The following is a 19,848-nucleotide window of genomic DNA, read 5'->3' as shown; positions in this document are numbered from 1 at the left end:
TCGCGTGTCATTTATTCCAGGATGCGTCCATGAGCCAGCCCCTACCGACCGACTCCCAAGGGCGCATGCCCCGCCAGATCCCGTACATCATCGCCAACGAAGGCTGCGAGCGCTTCAGCTTCTACGGCATGCGCAACATCCTCACGCCCTTCCTGATCTCGACCCTGCTGCTGTTCCTGCCGGAGTCCGAGCGCACCGGCGAAGCCAAGCACGTGTTCCACACCTTCGTCATCGGCGTCTACTTCTTCCCGCTGCTGGGCGGCTGGCTGGCCGACCGCTTCTTCGGCAAGTACAACACCGTTTTCTGGCTCAGCCTCGTGTACTGCGCCGGCCACGCCTGCCTCGCTATCTTCGAGGACAACGTCCAGGGCTTCTATCTCGGCCTGGGCCTGATCGCGCTCGGCTCGGGCGGCATCAAGCCGCTGGTCTCTTCGTTCGTGGGCGACCAGTTCGACCAGACGAATAAAGGCAAGGCGAAGATCGTGTTCGATGCCTTCTACTGGATCATCAACTTCGGCTCCTTCTTCGCCTCGCTCTTGATGCCGCTGTTCCTGAAGAACTACGGACCGGCGGTCGCCTTCGGCATTCCGGGCGTGATGATGTTCATCGCCACCATCGTGTTCTGGAGCGGCCGCCGCAAGTACGTGCACGTGCCGCCCGCCGGCGCCACGCCGCACTCGTTTACGAAGGTTGCGAAAAGCGCGCTGCTGGCGCAGGCGCCGGGCCAGGGCCGGCCAGGTTTGACGGTCGCCATGATCGGCGTCGCCGGCGCGGTGGTGTCGCTGGCGATGTCGCTGCAGTGGGGCTTCGTCATCGCCGCCTGTACCGCGCTGGTGCTGCTGCTGGCCTTTGGCGGCCTCGGGACCTCGATGCAATTGGAACGTGCGCGCGGCCTGCATCCCGACGAAGCGGTGGACGGCGTGCGCGCGGTGCTGCGCATCCTGGTCGTGTTTTCGCTGGTGACGCCGTTCTGGTCGCTGTTCGACCAGAAAGCGTCCACTTGGGTGGTCCAGGCGAATTCGATGATCACGACCTTCTCCCTCTTCGGCAACGAATTCACCCTGCTGCCGGCGCAGATGCAGGCCTTGAATCCGCTGCTGGTGATGATCCTGATCCCCTTCAACAACCTGGTGCTGTTCCCGCTGCTGCAAAAGATGGGTTTCATGCCAACCGCGCTGCGCCGCATGACCGCCGGTATCGCCTTCTCGGCCTTGTCGTGGCTGGTGATCGGCACCATCCAGGTGTCGATGGACGCCGGCACGCCGACCTCGATGGCCTGGCAGATCCTGCCGTATGCACTGCTGACGATGGGCGAAGTGCTGGTCTCGGCCACCGGCCTCGAATTTGCCTACAGCCAGGCGCCGGCCTCGATGAAAGGCGCGATCATGGCCCTGTGGAGCCTGGCCGTCACGGTCGGCAACCTGTGGGTGCTGGTGGTGAACGCCGCCGTCAAGAACGACGCCGTGCTCGGTACCATCGCCGGATCGGGGGTGAGCGTGATCGCCTTCCAGATGTACTTCTTCGCCGCCTTCGCGCTCCTTGCCGCGATCGCGTTCGGGCTGTACGCGAAGCGCTACAAGATGGTCGACCACTACCGCAGCACCGCAGGTGCGCATGCGCCGGCGGCGGTCAAGGCATGATGCGCTGACTGCCCTTCCGAGAACGCCCGCGCTGCGGGCGTTTTTTTCGTCTGCGTCGAGGTCAGCGCAATGTTAAAGGCCGAACTGTCCTGCGCCGCCGAAACCGTTAGTGTGGTCTGCACTGACGACAAAAGGAGAACAATCATGCGTGCACAATCGAAGCTGGCGGTGGTCGCCACCGCCCTGCTGCTGGCGGCCGGCACGGCCAATGCCGGCTGCGTCAAGGGAGCCGTGGCGGGCGGTGTCGTCGGTCACGTCGCCGGCAAACATGGTGTCGCCGGAGCCGCGATCGGATGCGCGGTCGGCCACCACACCGAAAAGAAGAAGGAAAAGAAGCAGAAGGAACAGCAGCAGGCTGCCGCCGCGGCGGCTTCGCAGCAGGCTGCGGCGCCGGCGAACACCAGGAAATGATGCGCTGCGCCGGATGATCGACACCACACATGAAAGGGAGGATATGAAAGACGTCAAGGTAGATGTGCGCGTCAACGTCGGCGTCGACGCGGCCAGCGTGGTGTTGCTGCTTGCCTCCGCGGCGTGGGGGCTGTTTTTGTACAAGCAGCACAAGCAGGAGAAGTTGGCGGTGAAAGCATAGCGAACGGCCCGAACCGTAGGGTGGGCGCCCCGAGCCCACGCGGAGCGCTGAGCATTGTTGGCCTAGACAAGTGCAATCACTGCTCATCTGTACGCGTGGGCTCGGGGCGCCCACCCTACTCCAGCACGTCACGCCAGATCTGCCGCGCCCACGCATCGGCATCCCCGCCTTCCTGCACCGACGGCTGACTCGACAGGAAGCCGGGGCCATCCGCCTGCATGCTCTTCTTTGCCGCATCGTACCGATACAGCGTCGAGATGTACATTGCCTGCCGGCCGTCGACGAAGCTGTAGCAGGTGTTGGCAAAAGCCGGTGCCGGGTCCGGCGCCCCGCCCAGCATCAGGTCGACGATGGCACGCGCGCAGATCTTCGCCTGGGCGTTGGCCATGTGCGCCGACTTGGGCAGGCCGGCATCGATCGCGTCGCCGATCACGTGCACGCGGGGCAGCACCGCGGACGCGTAGCTGAGGAAATCGACCGCGCACCAGCGCCCCTCGACATTCGCCAGGCCGCAGTCCTGGGCGATGCGGCCCGCCCGCTGCGGCGGGATGAGGTTGAGCACATCCGACTTCACCGTATCGAACGCGGTCCTGACGGTTTTCGTGGCCACCGCCACCCCCTGCAATTCGCTGCCTGGTACGTACTCGATCATGCCCGGATACAGGTCGCGCCACGCCCGTTCGAACAAGACGCGTTTCGAGGTAATCACCGGATTGGCGTCGAGCACCACCACCTTGGAACGCGGCTTGTGTGTTTTGAGGTAGAACGCCACCTGGCAGGCGCGCTCGTAGGGCGCGGGCGGACAGCGGTACGGCTGCGCCGGCACCACGATCGTGAACACGCCGCCGTCGCGCATGGCCATCAGCTGGCGCTGCAGGTTGCGCGTTTGCGGCCCCGCCTTCCACGCATGCGGAATCTGCTGCTGCGCGCCGGCGAGCTGCGGAAAGGCGTCGTAGATGAAGTCGATGCCGGGGGCGACGACCAGCCGGTCGTACGCCAGCTTTTTACCAGCGACGACGATGCGCGACTTGTCGGCATCGATCGCCGTCACGCTGCCGTGCATGAACTGGATGCCATGGTGCTGCCGCAGCCCGTCGTAGCCGAAGGTGATCTGTTCGAGCGTGCGTTGGCCGCCCAGCACGCGGTTGCTGACCGGGCAGGAGGTGAATGCGGCGTTCTGGTCGACCAGGATGACCTCGATGCGTCCACCGCTCAGGATGCGCAGGTAGCGGGCCGCGGTGGCGCCGCCATAGCCCGCGCCGACCACGACGACACGTCCCAGGCTGGCGCGGCCGCTCTTGTTGGCCGCCGCCGGAAACGGTGCCGATCCGGCCAGCGCCAGTGCGAGAAAATCGCGCCTGCGCATGGTCATTCCCATTCCAGCGCCGGATACAGCAGGTTGACGTTGCGCCGGTTGACGACGTCGAACAGCTGCCAGCGCGTCCGTTCGGAGGCGGCCGCCGTCGCCATCGTCGCGCTCATGTCTCTGCCCTCGCGAATGCTGCTCCGCACGTCATGCAACAAGGTCGTCAGATAGCCGCGCTGCCGCGCCAGCGCGCCGTTCTTGTCGCGGGTGGCGGGACCGTGCCCAGGAACCGTCACGCCAGCCTTTATCTTTTCCAACCCTTCCATCGCGGCGAGCCAGCCCGTGACGTCGCCATCGACCGAAGGCGTGCGCGCGATGAAGAGCAGGTCGCCCGTCCACAAGGTGCCGCTGGCCGCATCGAACACGGTGAGATCGTTGTTCGTATGCGCGTTCGGCCAGGCCGTCAGTTCCAGCGTTCTGCCGCCCAGGTCGAGGGTCAGGCGCTGCTGCACTGTCTCGCTCGGGGCGATCACCCTGCTCTTGTCCGCCACGGCGCCCAGTTGTTTTTTCAGGTTGCGCAGGTAGATGTCGCCGCGCGCGGCCAGCATCTGCGGCAGCATGGCGTGGCCGATCACGCGCGGCGGCGCGTCACCCTCGAGAAACGCAGCATTGCCGAACACGTGATCCGGATGCCCATGCGTATTGATCACATAGCGTACCGGCAGCCGCGTGATGCGGCGCAGCGCTTCCTTCAGCGCCAGGCCGACCGCATACGAGCCGCCGCTGTCGATGACCGCCACCGCTTCGCTGCCGACGACAAAGCCGGTATTCGCGATATCGCCGTCGTAGCCTTCCTCGAAATCCTTGTGCTGGCCGATGTGCACGTACACGCCCGGCGCGACCTGCTCGACCTGCAGCGGCGCAGCGGCGACCTGCGCGGCGGCGACCAGCAACCACGCCACGAAGATCAGGCGCACCTACCCTCCAACGCTCAGCGACTGGCGAAAGCTCCCGCCCGCATTGTCGCGAATGACGACCTGCAGCGCGCCGGGCTGGTCGGCGACGAAGTTGAACTGGAGCGACGGGTCTTCGCTGATGCCGATCGCCGTGTCCGCGGTCATGACCGGCTTGCCGTTATAAGTGACGTCGATCTTGTCGATGAAGAAGGCCGGGCGGAAGCCGTGCGTGACCAGGTCGCGCTGCAAGCCGGTGTACATCGGATGCTTGATCAGCAGCCTGGCCTTGTTGACCTCGCCGCGCTTGAACGGCCCGTCGAGCGCCATCTTCATTTTGCCTGCCGCCGCCATCGCCGCCGCAATGTCGCCCGTCGCCGGGCCGCCGCAACCACCGGACGCTTTCACAGCCACCTCGTTCACATACAATTTACCGTCGCTCGCTTCGGCGACGACGTGCACCGGCGAATCCGATTCGAAGCGGATGCGGGTGGCGATTTCGGCTTTGCCGCTGTTCGGGTTGAAGTGGAACACACCCGTCAGCGGCACCGGATTGCCATCGACGATCACGGTGACCGACTTGATGTAGCGCTGCGGCGTCATCGGATGATCGATGCTGAAGGCGAAGGGCACCTGCTCGCCGCTGGCCGCGCGCGATGGGGCCGTCAGGCGCACGAAGGGCGCCGGTTCCAGCGTCTTGCCGGGGAAGTAGGCTTTTTGCAGTGCTGCCCAGGATGGTGCGGCTTCCTGGGCCAGCACGCCGTGCGGGCAAGCGAACATGGCGACGGTCGCCAGACTGCAGAAAAGACGCGAGCGCGCGCTTTGAAGACGAGTGTTCATCGAATCCACCTTTGTCCTTGTGCGGATACCGGATTTCATTTCCGAAGATGTCGTACTACCTTTGACTATAGCGCATGAAGTCCGTTGTATAAATCATATTTATGAAACCGATCATGTCAACTAGTAAAATTACAGCGGCGCTGCAATTGATCCGCGCTATCCTTGAGGCTTCTGCCTTGCCGCCGTAGCTAAATTACGATTATCTCAGCCGATTCATGACGCAACCCATCCGCTCCATCGCCTTTGCCGCCGCTGCCACCCTCGCCTGTCCCGCCTTTGCCGCGATTCCCCTGCAAGCCTGCGACGCCCCTTCTTTCGCCACCGTCCTGCACGCCGCACCGGCCACGCTGGAAGCGCGCGCCATCTGGCTCGACCGGCGCCTGGCGACCTGGCCCGGCAGCGCCAGCGTCGGCCGCTTTCGCCTCTACCACTCGCCCACCGGCGCCATCGAGGCCACGGCCGGCGCCAGGGTGCGAGGCGCGGCGGGATCGCTGGCGCTGACGCTGCACACGGATGCGGTACCGGGGCCGGCTGCCCAGCGCTTCAAGTACGTCGGCGCCGGCCCGGTGCTGGCCGTGGCCGACGCCGACCTGCCGCGCATCGCCGCGCTGCACCGCGAGCAGTTGGTGCTGGTGCGCGAAAGCGAAGACGGCACCGTCCTCGCCGCCACGCGCCTGCAGGCAGCCGGCGCGCTCGACGACCTCTACGCCGCCGCGCAGGACATCTCCGACCTGGGCGCCACGCCACGCGCTGGCCGCACCGGTTTCAGCCTGTGGGCGCCGACCGCGCAGCAGGCTGCCGTCTGCGTCTACGCCAAGGGAACCGGCCGCGCCCATGCCATCTACGCGCTGAACGCCGACACCCGCACTGGCACCTGGAGCGCGGACGTAAACGCTGACCTGTCCGGCCACTACTACACCTACGTAGTCGACGTCGTCGCCGACGGCACCGGCCTGGTACGCAACCGCGTCACCGACCCGTATTCCGTCAGCCTGACGACAGACTCGCAGCGCAGCTACATCGCCGACCTCGACGCCCCTGCCCTCAAGCCAAAGGGCTGGGACGCCCACCGCGCCCCCGATACCGTCAAAACGCCGGCCGACATGACGGTCTATGAACTGCACGTGCGCGATTTTTCGCGCGACGATGCCAGCGTGCCGGCGCTAAAACGCGGCAAGTACGGCGCCTTTGGCGAAGCCAATTCGAACGGCATGCGCCACTTGAAGATGCTGGCGCGGGCCGGCCTGACCGACATCCACCTGCTGCCCGTCTACGACATCGCCAGCGTGCCCGAGCAATCGTGCGCGCGGCCCGTGCCAAAGGGCGCTGCCGACAGCGCCGACCAGCAGGCGCTGGTGATGAAAACGGCGTACACCGACTGCTACAACTGGGGCTACGACCCGTATCACTACAACGCGCCCGAAGGCAGCTACGCCAGCGACCCGGCCGACGGCGCGCGCCGCATCGTCGAACTGCGCGAGATGGTCATGCACCTGCACCGCGCCGGCCTGCGCGTCGGCATGGACGTGGTCTACAACCACACCTTCGCTGCCGGCCAGCAGGAAAAATCGGTCCTCGACCGCATCGTGCCCGGCTACTACCACCGGCTCGATGAAGCGGGCAAGGTCACCCAGTCGACCTGCTGCGACAACACCGCCACCGAGAACGCGATGATGGCCAAGCTCATGATCGACTCGAGCGTGCTGTGGGCGCAGCACTACCGCATGGATTCCTTCCGCTTCGACCTGATGGGCCACCAGCCGCGCGCGGCGATGGAGCGGCTGCAGGCGGCCGTCAACAAGGCGACGGGGCGCCACGTGCAGCTGATCGGCGAAGGCTGGAATTTCGGCGAGGTCGCCAATGGCGCGCGCTTCGTGCAGGCGTCCCAGTTGTCGCTGAACGGCAGCGGCATCGGCACCTTCAGCGACCGCACCCGCGACGCCGTGCGCGGCGGCGGCGCCGGCGACTCCGGCGATGCGGTCATCAAGCAGCAGGGCTACATCAATGGCCTGGTCTACGACGCCAACGCCCTGGCTGGCACGCGTCCGCGCAGCGACCTGCTGCGCGCCGCCGACCTGGTCCGCGTCGGCCTGGCCGGCACGCTGCGCAGCTACCCGCTGCCGAACTTCGACGGCGTCACGCGCAAGCTGGAAGAGATGGACTACGGCGGCCAACCGGCCGGCTACGCCAGCGCGCCCGGCGAAACCGTCAACTATGTCGAGAACCACGACAACCAGACGCTGTACGACGCCAATGCGCTCAAGCTTCCGCTCACCACCTCGACGGCGAACCGTGCGCGCGTGCAGGTGCTGGGCCTGGCCACCACCGCCTTCAGCCAGGGGGTGGCCTACTTCCACGCCGGCGCGGAGATCCTGCGCTCCAAGTCCCTGGACCGCAACAGCTTCAATTCCGGCGACTGGTTCAATCGCATTGACTGGACCTACCGGACCAATCATTTCGGTACCGGCCTGCCGCCGGCGCCGGACAATGCCAAGGACTGGCCGCTGTTCGCGCCGCTGCTGGCCAGTCCGGCGTTGCGCCCTGCCCCGGCCGACATCGCCTTTACCCGCGACGCCTTCCGCGACCTGCTGGCGATCCGCGGCAGCTCCACGCTGTTCCGCCTGCGCACGGCCGACGAGGTGGCGCAGCGCCTGCGCTTCTTCAACGTCGGGCCGCAGCAGGAGCCGACCGTGATTGCGGCCCACCTCGATGGGCGCGGCTATGCCGGCGCGGGTTTTAATGGCATCCGCTACTTTATCAACGTCGACAAGGTGGGGCACGTCGTCACCGACGACGCCTCGCGCGGCAAGCGTCTGCGGCTGCATCCGGTGCACGCTGCCGCGGCGGCCGGCGACACGCGCGCGGCGCAGGCGCGTTTCGACGCGGCGACGGGTGGCTTCAGCATTCCGCCGCGTACGGCGGTGGTGTTTGTCGAGGACTAGGAGCGTCTGAGAAAGCCTCTTGCTTGCCCCAATAGCAACAAGCTCGTACACTCTGTATGTTGACTGGCTCCTATCGGCCCAGCCCGTGTAAAAACTCGAAACGAAGGGCTCAAAGCTAATTTTGGCGGGCCAAGGTAAATTCTGGAACATAGGCGAGCGTTCCAGGGCTCGTAATGCCGTTTAAGAATTTTCGGCAAGGCCAGAAGCGAAAACGCTTCGAGCAGCCCTTGCAGAGTCAGAAAACGGGCGTACGCCCTGATTGCCGCCAGCATTCCCGGAATTCCAAGTATCGCCATTAAACGCCGGAAATTATAGGCAAGCACATGCAGGCTCATCTCTGCTTTAACACGCTCCAGGCCTTTCGTCAGGAAGTGCGTCGCTCCCATCCACGCTTTGATTGTCCCATAAGGGTGCTCGACTGTGGAGCGCCGGATTCGCATGGCATGCGGCGTCTGTTCAAGGCGCGCCTGCATCTCATCTAGTACGTCCTAATGTTCCCAGCGGGTCACTCGTCGCTGCGAGCTAGGCGTGCATTTGTTCTTGAGTGGACAAGCTTTGCAGTTCGAACTCCAATAGCGGTGATTTGTCATGCCTTTCTCAAGGCTGGCGAAACGCCATATCAGCGACTCGCCTGCCGGGCAGCGGTATTCGTTCTTTTGCGGGTCGTAAATGAAGTCGGCCTTATCGAATCGGCCGTCGGCTTTAGCGCCGGAAGTTTTCGTAGGCGGCACCAAAGCTGAGATACCAACTTCATGACAGGCCAGAATTTCTTCTCCCTTGAAGTAGCCCCGATCGGCAATTGCTGTCAGCGTCGTCGTGCCAATTGCAGTGCGGGCTTTTTTGGCCATGCCGGACAATTGGTCGCGGTCGCTGCCGTTATTGGTGACCTCATGTTCGACAATCAAATGATGTTTGGCGTCGACAGCGGTCTGCACGTTGTAGCCAACGATTCCTGAACCGCGCGTCATCATCGAGCGCGAGTCCGGGTCCGTAAGCGAGATCTGGGTTTCTCCAGTCTCTATCAGCTTCGCTTCAATTTCTTTGAGCGTAGCCATTTGCGATTTCATCGTTGCGATCTTGTCGTTCAGGCGAACGCTTTTCGAGTTTGACGTGCCTGGTTCCTGTCGGTCAGCCGTGTCCAATTCTGCCAGGTAGCGACTGATATTCGCCTCGATCTCAGCCATCCTGCGCTTGAGTTTTGCATCGGTAAAATTACGGTCGCTGCTGTTGACGGCCTTGAACTTGCTGCCATCGATCGCGACGACTGCATCCGAGAAAAGATCCAATTGCTGGCACAGTACGACGAACTGCCGGCAGACCTTGCCGATCGCCTTGCCATTATCTTTTCGGAAGTTTGCTATCGTTTTGAAATCGGGCGCCAAGCGTCCCGTCAGCCACATCAGCTCGACGTTACGCTGGGCTTCTCGCTCAAGGCGCCGGCTCGATTGAATACGGTTGAGGTAGCCATAAATGTAGAGCTTGAGAAGCACGGCAGGATGGTAGGCAGGCCGCCCCGTCTTCGCCGGCGCCACTCGCGTAAAACCCATACTGGCAAGATCAAGCTCTTCGACAAAAACATCGACTACTNGCCCGCGTTCTTCGCCTTCGATAAAGCGCTTCATTTGGCACCCCAGTGATGAGATACTTCCTCAACGTTTAGCGGACCGGTTTCGTTTACATCGGCCTGCGTTTTTACACAGGCTGGGTCGTAAGCGGTCCTTCATTGAAGGACACATTGGCTTAGCGTCCGATTTCTTCCGAATCCTGTGTTTTTCCGGATAAGCCCCAACCGCAACCGCCGGGCCGCTACGCATCGATAGCAACGGCAAGGAAATCCGTGCTCAGGGCTTCCGAAACACGATCGCATGCTGGATCGGCAGCGATTCGATGCTGCGTTCCCACTTCAGGCCATGCGCCGTGGCTTCACGCCGTACCTGCCGCTCGCTCATCTTGTGCAACGGCTTAATCGCGACTGCCGGATCCTCGGCCCGATATTCGACGAAGACGACGCGTCCGCCCGGCTTCAGGGCGTCGACGATGCTGTCGAGGACCTCCGCGGGATAGGCAAGCTCGTGATAGACGTCGACCATGATTGCCAAGTCGACGCTGGCCGGCGGCAGTTTGACGGTGGTTTCGCTGCCCAGCACCGAAACCACGTTGCGCACGCCGCGCTTTGTCATCTGGCTGTCGAGCATGCGAATCATTTCCGGCTGCACGTCAACTGCGTACACGCGTCCGCCGGGCCCGACCTGCTTCGCCAGCTGCCAGGTGTAGTAGCCGGTGCCGGCGCCGATGTCGGCCACCGTCATGCCGGGCCCCAACGCCAGTTCCCGCAGCAGCAATTCCGGCCGCTCCTCGCGTGCGCGGCTTTCGCGCTCGAGCCATTGCGCGCCCTCCCACCCCATCACGCCGGCGATCTCGCGACCCATGTAGCGCTTGCCGATGCCATCCGGGCTGGGTACGACGCGTTCATAGCGCGTATCGGGGGCCGCTGCCTGTGCTGCGGCATCGATACTGGCGGATGATGGCAACGTCAGCGCCGACAGGCAGGCCAGCAGGATGGGGAATATACGGCAATTGCGCGAGCGGGTGCGGTGCATGATCGGTTTCCGTAAGAAGTCGCAGCCTGCAGTAGTGCCAGCAGGCTTGCCGTGGGATGGGGAATATACGGCAATTGCGCGAGCGGGTGCGGTGCATGATCGGTTTCCGTAAGAAGTCGCAGCCTGCAGTAGTGCCAGCAGGCTTGCCGTGAATGGACATGATCAGTGTAATGGTGTTGGCTGCCTGACGCGCGTTGGCTATATCAGAATGTCCCGGTTATGTCGCGCTGGCTGAGCGATTGCCGCGGAGCAGATTGACTGTGCCCTAGGCTGTCTGTCGTGACAGTTGGCGAGTTTTTGGCATTGGCAACCTGTTATGCTGAATCAACTGCCGGATCGGCCAGAAGCAGACACTTGTCAGGTCTGTCTACAACCGGAAGGTCGTGACAATGCAAGCATATTCGGCTGGCAATGCCTTCTGAAATAAAAATGAAAAGGAGGTAGCCCATGAAAACCATGAACGGCCCTCAAGGTTTTGAACTGGCCGGAGGAAAAGCAAAACTCGTTGTCGCACTGTTATTGCTGTCCTTGGTACTGACTGGCGCGTTTGCCTTGAGGCCGCCTGATGAAGTCGTGCTCGACGGCGGAATGCGCATGCAGGCAATAGACAGCCTGGTGATGGAACTGAATCAGCATTATGTGTTTCCCGGCACTGCAAAACAGATCGAAACCTTGCTACGAAAGCGGCAGCAAGACGGCAAGTATGATGCGCTCAGCAATGGCACGCGATTTGCCGCGCAGCTCACGGCTGACATGGCTTCCGTCGCCCATGATAAGCATATGAAGGTTCGATTCAGCCCCAGGTTTTTGCAACCCGACCACGACCCAAATATGGCAAGTACGCAACCGAGCGGCAAATCCGGCATCGACAAGGTCGGACGCCTTACTCCTGCCATTGGCTATCTGCGAATATCGGCATTCCCGCCCCCCTCCCTTGTTGCGGAAAAGTATGCATCCGCGATGAACACATTGTCCGATACCGACGCGCTCGTCATCGATGTGCGAGACCACCACGGCGGCTCCCCGCAATCGGTGGCTCTATTGATCAGCTATTTTGTCGACCAGCGGACCCGCCTCAACGACATCTGGTCGCGCGATTCTGGCCAGACGCAGCAGTTCTGGACCGAAGACAGACTCGACGGCAAACGCTATGGGGAAAGAAGCCGATCATGATCCTGGCTGGCCCGCGCACCGGCTCGGCCGGCGAAGATTTCACTTATACGATGCAGGCATTGAAACGCGCCACCATCATCGGCGAGCCGACCTGGGGCGGTGCCCATCCGGTCGCCTCGTATCGCCTCAGCGGCCACCTTTATGCGGACATTCCGAACAGCCGCAGCATTAGCCCCATCACCCGCACCAACTGGGAAGGTACAGGCGTCAAGCCCGATATCGCGGCGCCACAGGCCGATGCGCTTGTTTTGGCCAGGGACCTGCTGCAGCGAATGCGCGATTCCGATTAAACATTCACTGATTCAGTGATCATGGAAGCGGCGATGATCGTATAGCCGTGCATGTAATAGCGTCAGATTTTTTGCTCGTGTGGCCATTTACCCGATTAGCCGGCCGCCCCGCCCTACCCCGGCAACGGCGGATTGGTCGCCACCTTCACCTGCTTCAGCACGAACGAGGTATACACCTCCTTCACACCCGGCAAGCCATTGATGTAATTTCCCGAAAAAACGCCATACGCGTCCAGGTCTTCGGCCACCACGATCAGCTGGTGGTCGTAGCGTCCCGAAATGCGAAAGCAGGCCACCACCTGCGGGATTTCCTGCACCGCGGCCTCGAACGCCTGCAGGCTCGGCGTGTCCTTCTTGTCGAGCGAGACCTGCACGATCGCCGTGACCTGGTAGCCCAGGCGTCCGGCGTCGAGCCGCGCATGGTAGCCGCTGATCAGGCCTTCCTCTTCCAGCCGCTTGACGCGGCGCCAGCATGGCGACGTGGTCAGCGAGACGCGTTCGGCCAGGTCGGCGCTCGACAGGCGCGCATCCGCCTGCAGCTCTTCGAGGATCCGGCGATCGATCCGGTCCAGCTTGATGCGGGAATTATCCATGCGACTTGCCCATTTCAACGATCGCCTTCCGGTGAAACAACCATTCCAAAAACCGTACCCAGTATGAATTTAATATAGCAAAATTTTGCGATAGGGAAAGCCTATAATTTTTACAAGGAAAGCAAAAAAACAACAATCACCGCCGTTTACGCCATCGAGGAGTCGACCCGCATGACCATCCCCAGCACGCCATTGAAACCCCTTGTCCTCCTGCTCGCCAGCGCTTTCGGCACGCTCGCCCTGCCCGCCACCGCGCTGGCGCAAAGCGCCGATGGCGCGCCCCAGCGGATGGAGCGCGTGATCGTCACTGGTTCCTCGATCAAGCGCATCGATGGCGAGACCGCGCTGCCGGTGCAGGTACTGAAACGCGAGGACATCGAGCGCACCGGCGCCGCCTCGACCGAGGAGCTGGTCAAGCAACTTAGTTCGCTCTCGAGCGCCGGTACCTCGACCACGGTGGCCAATGCCTCCGGCTATGGCGGCGGCAGCATCGCCACCGTGTCGCTGCGCGGCCTCGGCGGCGCACGCACGCTGGTGCTGGTGAACGGGCGCCGCGTCTCGGTGTATGGCGGCGGTTCGGCCGGCGCGGCCGGCTCTTCGGTCGACGTCAACAGCATCCCGCTGTCGGCGATCGAGCGCGTCGAGGTGCTCAAGGATGGCGCCTCGGCCGTGTACGGGTCGGACGCCATCGCCGGCGTCGTCAACTTCATCCTGCGCAAGGATTTCAAAGGCGTCGAAGCCACCGCCAACTATGGCCAGGCGCACGACCGCCTCGGCAAGGACCGCAAGGCTTCGCTGTTCGCCGGATTCGGCGACTTTGCCGACGACGGCTGGAACCTGACCGCCAGCCTCAGCGTGCAGAAGACCGACGCCATCCTCGGCGCCGACCGTCCCTTCGCCAGCCGCCTGAACGCCGACGAGCGCAACGACTACACCTCGTCGATCGCCTTTCCCGCCAACGTGGTGCTGAACAACCGCGGCACGCTGGGCAACCCCGCGCTGCCGGACTGCGGCCCGTATTCGCTGGTGTCGCCGTTCTCGAACACCCGCTGCAGCTATGACAACAGTCCGTTCGTCTCGCTCCAGCCCGACCTGGAAAAGGCCAGCGTCATGGCCAATGGCCGCCTGCGCCTGGGCGGCGACGCCGAAGCGTATTTCGAATCGGGCTACACGAAGAACAAGATCACCTCCACCACGCAGGCGGTGCCGCTGGCCTATAACGCCGTCACCACCGCCAGCAATCCCTACGTGCCCGCCTTCCAGCAACTGATTGCCCGCTATCCGGGCATGGCCGCGCGCTACGGCAGCAACATCGGGCGCGGCGGCTTCATCCTGGTGCCGACCAGTCCGTATTACCCGTCCGCGTTTGCCGCCGCCAATGGCCTTACCGGGCTGCCGCTGCTGCTGAACTACCGCGACGTCGCCAACGGCTCGCGCAACACGCTCGACGTGTCCGAGAACGCGCGCCTGGTCGCCGGGGTGCGCGGCAACCTGGCCGGCTGGGACATGGATTCAGCCCTCCTCTACAGCCAGAGCAAGGTGCACGAAGACCTGCTGTCGGGCTATGCGCAGTATTCGAAGGTGCTGCCGATCTTTAACAGCGGCGTGATCAATCCCTTCGGCGCTACCACCGACCAGGCCGCGCTGGACGCCGTGCGCGCCGCCGAGTTCCGCGGCACCAGCTACGCGTCGAAAACGTCGACCACCTCGATTGACCTGAAAGGCTCGCGCGAGCTCTGGACCCTGCCCGCCGGCGCGGTCGGCATGGCGCTCGGCGCCGAGCTGCGCCGCGAAGAATTCGCCTACGATCCGTCGGTGGCGATCCAGACCGGCGACATCGCGGGCCTCGGCGGGAATGCCTTCCCGGTGGTCGGCGCGCGCAACGTCGGCTCGGTGTATGCCGAGTTGAGCGTCCCGATCATCAAGAAGCTCGACGCCGACGTGGCGGTGCGCTACGACAGCTACCAGGGCGTCGGCCACACGGTCAATCCCAAGGCCTCGCTGCGCTGGCAGCCGCTCGAGACCCTGATGCTGCGGTCGGCCGTCGGCAAGGGTTTCCGGGCGCCGTCTCTGACCGACCTGTACACGCCGCAGGCCACCAGCATCACCGGCAACGGCACGCGCGACTACCTGCGCTGCCCCAACCTGGCCACCGGCGCGCCGCGCGACTGCAACTTCCAGTTCACTACCATCACCGGCGGCAATCCGGACCTGAAGCCCGAGAAGTCGCTCTCGATCACGGCCGGCATCATGTGGGAGCCGGTGAAGAATGCCTCGATCAGCCTGGACGCCTTCCGCATCGACCTGAAGGATGCGATCGTCGTCGGCGGCCTGAGTTCGACCTACTTCCTGGCCAATGCCGAGCGCACCGCGCAATACGCGCAGTTCATCAACCGCGGCGCGCCCGACGGCAATGCCGCCGGCGTCGGCCCGATCGAATCGATCATCCAGACCAACGCCAACCTGTTCAAGACCAAGGTGGCCGGCGTCGACGTCGACGGCACTTACCGGCTGCGCATCGGCGACGCCAACCGCTTCACCTTGCGCCTGTCCGGCACCTACATGGACAAGTACGACACCCAGGGACCGGACGGCACGTATACGAGTTCGCTCGACCAGGCCCTGAACGCCTCGGGCGGCGTGATCGTGCGCTGGAAGCACAATGCCGGCGTCACCTGGCAGAACGGCCCCTACGCCGCCACTCTGCTGCACAACTACCAGAAAGCCTATACCGACGCGCTGGCCAACCTGGCGCCGGCCGGCACGACCGCGCGGCGCGACGTGGCCGCCTACCAGACCGTCGACCTGCAGCTGGCCTACAGCGGGTTCGCCAATACCCGCCTGACGCTGGGCGTGAAGAACCTGGCCGACCGCGATCCGCCCTACACCAACCTGACCTCGAACTTCCTCGGCGGTTACGACGTCAGCTATGGCGATCCGCGCGGGCGCTTCGTGTACGTGAGCGCCACCTATTCGTATAAATAAGGAACCACCGATGGATGCACGCATGAAGCAAACAAGTATCGCCGCAGTCCTGCTGGCCGCGGCCTGCGGCGCACATGCCGCGCCGGCGGCCCCGGACCTGGCGAAACGCCAGGCCGACATCGACGCCATCGTGCGCGAGATTTCGCCGCAGCGCATCCGCGCCCACGTCGAAAAGCTGGTGAGTTTCGGCACCCGTCACACGATGTCGGAAACCGAATCGGCCACGCGCGGCATCGGCGCCGCGCGGCGCTGGATCAAGGGCGAGCTGGAACGCTGCGGCGCCGCCGCCGGCGGGCGCCTGCAAGTCGCCTTCGACAGCCACGTGCACCCGGTCATGGCGCGTCTGTCGCGCCCGACCGAGATCGTCAACGTCGTCGCGACGCTGCCCGGCACCCAGCCGGCATCGAAAGACCGCATCTACGTCGTCAGCGGCCACTACGACAGCATCGTCTCGGACGTGATGAACGCCAAGGACGATGCGCCCGGCGCCAACGACGACGCCTCGGGTACGGCGGCGGTGATGGAGCTGGCCTGCACCATGGCCAAGTACAAATTCGATGCCACGCTGGTGTTCATGGCGGTGGCGGCCGAGGAACAGGGCCTGCTCGGCGCGGAGAACTGGGCCAAGCTGGCGAAGCAGAACAACTGGAACGTGGCCGGCATGTTCGACAACGACATCATCGGCAATTCGCGCAGCGACGAAGGCAAGGTCGACGACACCCAGGTGCGCCTGTTCGCCGAAGGCATTCCGGCGCAAAAGGAGATGCCGGATGCGCTGCGCACCCTGATTGCCACCGGCGGCGAAAACGACACGCCGACACGCCAGCTGGCGCGCCACGTCAAGGAGACCGGCGAGCGCTACGTGCCCGGCTTCCGAGTCACGATCGTCAACCGGCGCGACCGCTACCTGCGCGGCGGCGACCACATCCCCTTCCTCGAACGCGGTTTCGCGGCCGTGCGGTTTACCGAGAACGCCGAGGACTTCAGCCACCAGCACCAGGACTTGCGGGTCGAGGCGGGCAAGCAGTATGGCGACCTGCCCCAGTTCATGGATTTCAATTATGCCGCCCAGGTCACGCGCGTGAATGCCGCCGCCCTCGCCGCCCTGGCGCTGGCCCCGGCCGCGCCGCGCGAAGTCAAGGTTATCACCAGGAAGCTGACCAACAAGACCGACCTGGCCTGGGCGCCGAACGCCGAGCCGGACCTGGCCGGTTACCGCGTCGTCTGGCGCGAGACCACGGCCGCCGGCTGGCAGGGCGCCGTCTTCGTCGGCAACGTGACCAGCTACACCAGCGACCTGTCGAAGGACAATGTGTTCTTCGGGGTGCAGGCGGTGGACCGCGACGGCAACGTCAGTCCGGCGACCTACCCCTTGCCGGGACGCTGAGCTTTTCCCCGATCGGCAGATGGCCGGCTCCGCGCGGAGACCGGCCATTTTTTTGTTAGGATGTGGGGTATGCGCCAGCGCGGCAAAGACCCTGCGGCGAGCACCTCCAACACCCATTGAGGAGACACCGCACCATGTCCGACCGCCCTGCCGATTTCTGGCCGCGTGGCTTGCCGCGCCACCTGACCATCCCCGACACGAACCTGTTTTTCAACCTCGACGTCTCGGCCACGCGTTACCCGGACAAGCCGGCGATCATCTTCTACGATACGCCGCTCACCTACGCCCAACTGAAACACGAGGTCGAACTGGTCGCCGGCTACCTGCAAGCGGAATGCGGCGTGCGCCATGGCGACCGCGTCCTGCTCTACATGCAGAACAGCCCCCAGTTCATCATCGCCTACTACGCGATCCTGCGCGCCAATGCCGTGGTGGTGCCGGTCAATCCGATGAACCTGACTGAGGAACTGCGCCACTACGTCGACGATACCAGCGCCTCCACCATCTTCGTGCCGCAGGATTTGTATGCGCAGGTGGCGCCGCTGGTCGGCCCGACGCTGCGCCACGTGCTGGTGGCGGCCTATTCGGACCACGCCACCATGCCGACCGACCTGAACCTGCCCGAATTCGTGCGCGCGCCGCGCCGCGAGATCGACGGCGAAGGCGTCACCCTGTGGCGCGCCATGCTGGCGCGTGGCTGCCGTCCCGGGCCTTTGATGGCCGGCCCCGGCGACCTGTGCGCCATGCCCTACACGTCCGGCACCACCGGCCTGCCGAAGGGCTGCATGCACACCCACCGCAGCGTGATGTACAACGCCGTGGCCGGGGTGCAGTGGTTCGGTTCGCAGCAGGACACGATCGCACTGAGCGTGCTGCCGCTGTTCCACGTGACCGGCATGCAGGGCGGGATGAACGGGCCGATCTTCATCGGCGGCACCATCGTGCTGATGGCGCGCTGGGACCGCGACACGGCGGCCGAATGCATCCGCCGCCAGCGCGCCAACGCCACCCAGCTCATCTCCACGATGGTGATCGACCTGCTCTCGAGCCCACGCATCGACGACTACGACCTGTCGAGCATCACGCGCCTGTCCGGCGGCGGCGCTGCCATGCCGGATGCGATCGCCCAGAAGATGCACGACCTGCTCGGCATCGATTACGTCGAGGGCTACGGCATGTCGGAGACGATCGCGCCGACCCACATCAACCCGCCAGCGCGCACGAAAAAACAGTGCCTTGGCATCCCGATCCAGGACGTCGATGCGCGCGTGGTCGACGCCGACACGCTGCGCACGCTCGGCAGCGGCGAATCCGGCGAGATCGTCGTGCACGGGCCGCAGGTGATGCTCGGCTACTGGAACAACCCGCAAGCGACCGCGGACACGTTTGTCCAGATCGACGGCAAGCGTTTTTTACGCACCGGCGACATCGGCATGGTCGACGCGGACGGCTATTTCTTCATGGTCGACCGCCTGAAACGGATGATCAACGCCTCCGGCTACAAGGTGTGGCCGGCCGAAGTGGAAGCGCTGATGTACCGCCATCCGGCGATCCGCGAAGTGTGCGTCGTCGCCAGCAATGACGCACGCCGCGGCGAGACGGTAAAGGCGGTGGTCGCCCTCAAGGACGGCTTTGCCGGCCGGGTGAGCGAGGGCGACATCGTCGACTGGGCGCACCAGAACATGGCCGCCTACAAAAGTCCGCGCATCGTCGAGTTTCGCGAGGCGCTGCCGAAGTCGGCGACCGGCAAGGTGCAGTGGCGTGCCTTGCAGGATTGACGATGAAAAGCCATCCTTACCTCTGCATGGTCAGCCTGAAGCCCTCCGCCGCCGACCATGCAGGCGAGTTCCCCTTCACGCTGCCCGTGGTGCGTTCGCTCGATCGCCTGGAACTGCATCCGCAGGTCACCTTCTTTGTCGGCGAAAACGGCTCCGGCAAGTCGACCCTGCTCGAAGCGATCGCGGTGGCGATGGGCTTCAATGCCGAAGGCGGCAGCCGTAACTTCCGTTTCGCGACGCGCGAATCGCATTCCAACCTGCACCGCCACTTGCGCGTGGGGCGCGGCATCAGGCTGCCGCGCGACGGCTTTTTCCTGCGTGCGGAAAGCTTCTTCAACGTCGGGACCGAAATCGAAAGGCTGGACGAAGAGCCAGGCGGCCCCAAGATCATCGATTCATTCGGCGGCAAGGCACTGCACGAACAGTCGCATGGCGAGGCGTTCCTGACCCTGTTCATGAATCGCTTCGGCGGCCAGAGCCTGTTCGTCCTCGACGAACCGGAAGCGGCCCTGTCGCCGCAGCGCCAGCTCGTCATGCTCAGCCGCCTGCATCAACTGGTGGAGATGGGCAGCCAGTTCATCATCGCCACCCATTCGCCGATCCTGATGGCCTATCCGAACGCCGTCATCTACGAGTGCGGCGAGCGCGGCATCCATCCGGTCGGCTACGAGGAGACCGAGCACTATCGGGTGATGCACGACTTCATCGCCAACCCGCAGCGCATGCTCAAGGTGCTGATGGAACGCTAGGCGTGCACCAATAAAAAAGA

Annotated in this window: 15 protein-coding genes and 1 pseudogene; 10 read left to right on the top strand and 6 right to left on the bottom strand. The window is 64.0% G+C overall.

Annotated elements, in window-relative coordinates:
* Nucleotides 1–29: 29 nt before the first annotated feature.
* The 3 genes from IFT60_RS02510 to IFT60_RS02500 all read left to right on the top strand — a co-directional run bounded on the left by IFT60_RS02510 (nt 30) and on the right by IFT60_RS02500 (nt 2,232).
* Entirely contained in the window at nt 30–1,640 is a 1,611-nt protein-coding gene (locus IFT60_RS02510; protein ID WP_374000650.1) for a POT-type proton-dependent oligopeptide transporter, read from the top strand.
* A gap of 144 nt (nt 1,641–1,784) precedes the next feature.
* Nucleotides 1,785–2,051, top strand: coding sequence for a hypothetical protein (locus IFT60_RS02505; protein WP_192049143.1), 267 nt, complete (start codon nt 1,785–1,787; stop codon nt 2,049–2,051).
* Nucleotides 2,052–2,064: 13 nt separating this feature from the next.
* Nucleotides 2,065–2,232, top strand: a complete 168-nt coding sequence (locus IFT60_RS02500; RefSeq protein WP_192049141.1) for a hypothetical protein — start codon at nt 2,065–2,067, stop codon at nt 2,230–2,232.
* A gap of 115 nt (nt 2,233–2,347) precedes the next feature.
* Here the strand turns inward: IFT60_RS02500 and IFT60_RS02495 are convergent, their stop codons facing one another.
* From IFT60_RS02495 to IFT60_RS02485, 3 genes are read right to left on the bottom strand one after another with little or no spacing between them, the layout of a single operon-like run.
* Nucleotides 2,348–3,598, bottom strand: a complete 1,251-nt coding sequence (locus tag IFT60_RS02495) for an NAD(P)/FAD-dependent oxidoreductase (RefSeq protein WP_192049422.1) — start codon at nt 3,596–3,598, stop codon at nt 2,348–2,350.
* A gap of 2 nt (nt 3,599–3,600) precedes the next feature.
* On the bottom strand, nt 3,601–4,515 hold the full coding sequence (locus IFT60_RS02490) for a quinoprotein relay system zinc metallohydrolase 2 (protein ID WP_192049139.1): 915 nt from the start codon (nt 4,513–4,515) through the stop codon (nt 3,601–3,603).
* On the bottom strand, nt 4,516–5,331 hold the full coding sequence (locus IFT60_RS02485) for a quinoprotein dehydrogenase-associated SoxYZ-like carrier (protein WP_197986190.1): 816 nt from the start codon (nt 5,329–5,331) through the stop codon (nt 4,516–4,518). It abuts the gene before it with no gap.
* Between the two features lie 215 nt (nt 5,332–5,546).
* Here IFT60_RS02485 and IFT60_RS02480 point away from each other — a divergent pair, with 215 nt between their 5' ends.
* A complete protein-coding gene (locus tag IFT60_RS02480) occupies nt 5,547–8,273 on the top strand; it encodes an alpha-1,6-glucosidase domain-containing protein (protein ID WP_192049137.1) in 2,727 nt (908 codons plus the stop codon).
* A gap of 251 nt (nt 8,274–8,524) precedes the next feature.
* On the opposite strand, the pseudogene IFT60_RS02475 reads toward IFT60_RS02480, so the two are convergent.
* Both IFT60_RS02475 and IFT60_RS02470 read right to left on the bottom strand, forming a co-directional pair.
* A pseudogene (locus IFT60_RS02475) lies at nt 8,525–9,860 on the bottom strand (IS1182 family transposase); the annotation flags it as partial.
* Nucleotides 9,861–10,114: 254 nt separating this feature from the next.
* On the bottom strand, nt 10,115–10,873 hold the full coding sequence (locus IFT60_RS02470; RefSeq protein WP_192049135.1) for a class I SAM-dependent methyltransferase: 759 nt from the start codon (nt 10,871–10,873) through the stop codon (nt 10,115–10,117).
* Nucleotides 10,874–11,320: 447 nt separating this feature from the next.
* Here IFT60_RS02470 and IFT60_RS26755 point away from each other — a divergent pair, with 447 nt between their 5' ends.
* Both IFT60_RS26755 and IFT60_RS26750 read left to right on the top strand, forming a co-directional pair.
* Nucleotides 11,321–12,046: a S41 family peptidase gene (locus tag IFT60_RS26755; protein ID WP_192049133.1), complete on the top strand. Its 726-nt coding sequence runs from the start codon at nt 11,321–11,323 to the stop codon at nt 12,044–12,046.
* The gene (locus IFT60_RS26750; protein ID WP_192049131.1) at nt 12,043–12,336 is read left to right on the top strand and encodes a S41 family peptidase; all 294 of its coding nucleotides are present in this window, start codon (nt 12,043–12,045) and stop codon (nt 12,334–12,336) included. Before IFT60_RS26755 ends, IFT60_RS26750 begins: the two co-directional genes overlap by 4 nt.
* A gap of 113 nt (nt 12,337–12,449) precedes the next feature.
* Here IFT60_RS26750 and IFT60_RS02455 read toward each other — a convergent pair whose 3' ends face one another.
* Nucleotides 12,450–12,929 (bottom strand): Lrp/AsnC family transcriptional regulator, encoded by a 480-nt coding sequence (locus tag IFT60_RS02455; RefSeq protein WP_192049129.1) that lies wholly within the window; start codon nt 12,927–12,929, stop codon nt 12,450–12,452.
* Between the two features lie 171 nt (nt 12,930–13,100).
* Here IFT60_RS02455 and IFT60_RS02450 point away from each other — a divergent pair, with 171 nt between their 5' ends.
* From IFT60_RS02450 to IFT60_RS02435, 4 genes are all read left to right on the top strand, one after another.
* Nucleotides 13,101–15,914: a TonB-dependent receptor gene (locus tag IFT60_RS02450; protein WP_192049126.1), complete on the top strand. Its 2,814-nt coding sequence runs from the start codon at nt 13,101–13,103 to the stop codon at nt 15,912–15,914.
* Between the two features lie 22 nt (nt 15,915–15,936).
* Complete coding sequence (locus IFT60_RS02445; protein WP_192049124.1) at nt 15,937–17,301, top strand: M20/M25/M40 family metallo-hydrolase; 1,365 nt, start codon at nt 15,937–15,939, stop codon at nt 17,299–17,301.
* A gap of 134 nt (nt 17,302–17,435) precedes the next feature.
* Nucleotides 17,436–19,079, top strand: a complete 1,644-nt coding sequence (locus IFT60_RS02440; RefSeq protein WP_192049122.1) for a long-chain fatty acid--CoA ligase — start codon at nt 17,436–17,438, stop codon at nt 19,077–19,079.
* A 2-nt stretch (nt 19,080–19,081) separates the two neighbouring features.
* Nucleotides 19,082–19,828, top strand: coding sequence for an AAA family ATPase (locus IFT60_RS02435; RefSeq protein ID WP_192049120.1), 747 nt, complete (start codon nt 19,082–19,084; stop codon nt 19,826–19,828).
* Nucleotides 19,829–19,848: the final 20 nt, after the last annotated feature.

This window comes from Massilia sp. CFBP 13721 (genome assembly GCF_014842025.1).
Classification (GTDB): Bacteria; Pseudomonadota; Gammaproteobacteria; order Burkholderiales; family Burkholderiaceae_D; genus Telluria.
Note: the sequence above shows the minus strand (reverse complement) of the source record. Positions and strands in the feature narration are given on the sequence as shown.

What these genes read in the sequence shown, in the direction of transcription:
- IFT60_RS02510 (WP_374000650.1), top strand. Translation starts at nt 30, where the DNA reads ATGAGCCAGCCCCTACCGACCGACTCCCAAGGGCGCATGCCCCGCCAG.
- IFT60_RS02505 (WP_192049143.1), top strand. Translation starts at nt 1,785, where the DNA reads ATGCGTGCACAATCGAAGCTGGCGGTGGTCGCCACCGCCCTGCTGCTG.
- IFT60_RS02500 (WP_192049141.1), top strand. Translation starts at nt 2,065, where the DNA reads ATGATCGACACCACACATGAAAGGGAGGATATGAAAGACGTCAAGGTA.
- IFT60_RS02495 (WP_192049422.1), bottom strand. Translation starts at nt 3,598, where the DNA reads ATGCGCAGGCGCGATTTTCTCGCACTGGCGCTGGCCGGATCGGCACCG.
- IFT60_RS02485 (WP_197986190.1), bottom strand. Translation starts at nt 5,331, where the DNA reads ATGAACACTCGTCTTCAAAGCGCGCGCTCGCGTCTTTTCTGCAGTCTG.
- IFT60_RS02480 (WP_192049137.1), top strand. Translation starts at nt 5,547, where the DNA reads ATGACGCAACCCATCCGCTCCATCGCCTTTGCCGCCGCTGCCACCCTC.
- IFT60_RS02470 (WP_192049135.1), bottom strand. Translation starts at nt 10,873, where the DNA reads ATGCACCGCACCCGCTCGCGCAATTGCCGTATATTCCCCATCCTGCTG.
- IFT60_RS26755 (WP_192049133.1), top strand. Translation starts at nt 11,321, where the DNA reads ATGAAAACCATGAACGGCCCTCAAGGTTTTGAACTGGCCGGAGGAAAA.
- IFT60_RS26750 (WP_192049131.1), top strand. Translation starts at nt 12,043, where the DNA reads ATGATCCTGGCTGGCCCGCGCACCGGCTCGGCCGGCGAAGATTTCACT.
- IFT60_RS02455 (WP_192049129.1), bottom strand. Translation starts at nt 12,929, where the DNA reads ATGGATAATTCCCGCATCAAGCTGGACCGGATCGATCGCCGGATCCTC.
- IFT60_RS02450 (WP_192049126.1), top strand. Translation starts at nt 13,101, where the DNA reads ATGACCATCCCCAGCACGCCATTGAAACCCCTTGTCCTCCTGCTCGCC.
- IFT60_RS02445 (WP_192049124.1), top strand. Translation starts at nt 15,937, where the DNA reads ATGAAGCAAACAAGTATCGCCGCAGTCCTGCTGGCCGCGGCCTGCGGC.
- IFT60_RS02440 (WP_192049122.1), top strand. Translation starts at nt 17,436, where the DNA reads ATGTCCGACCGCCCTGCCGATTTCTGGCCGCGTGGCTTGCCGCGCCAC.
- IFT60_RS02435 (WP_192049120.1), top strand. Translation starts at nt 19,082, where the DNA reads ATGAAAAGCCATCCTTACCTCTGCATGGTCAGCCTGAAGCCCTCCGCC.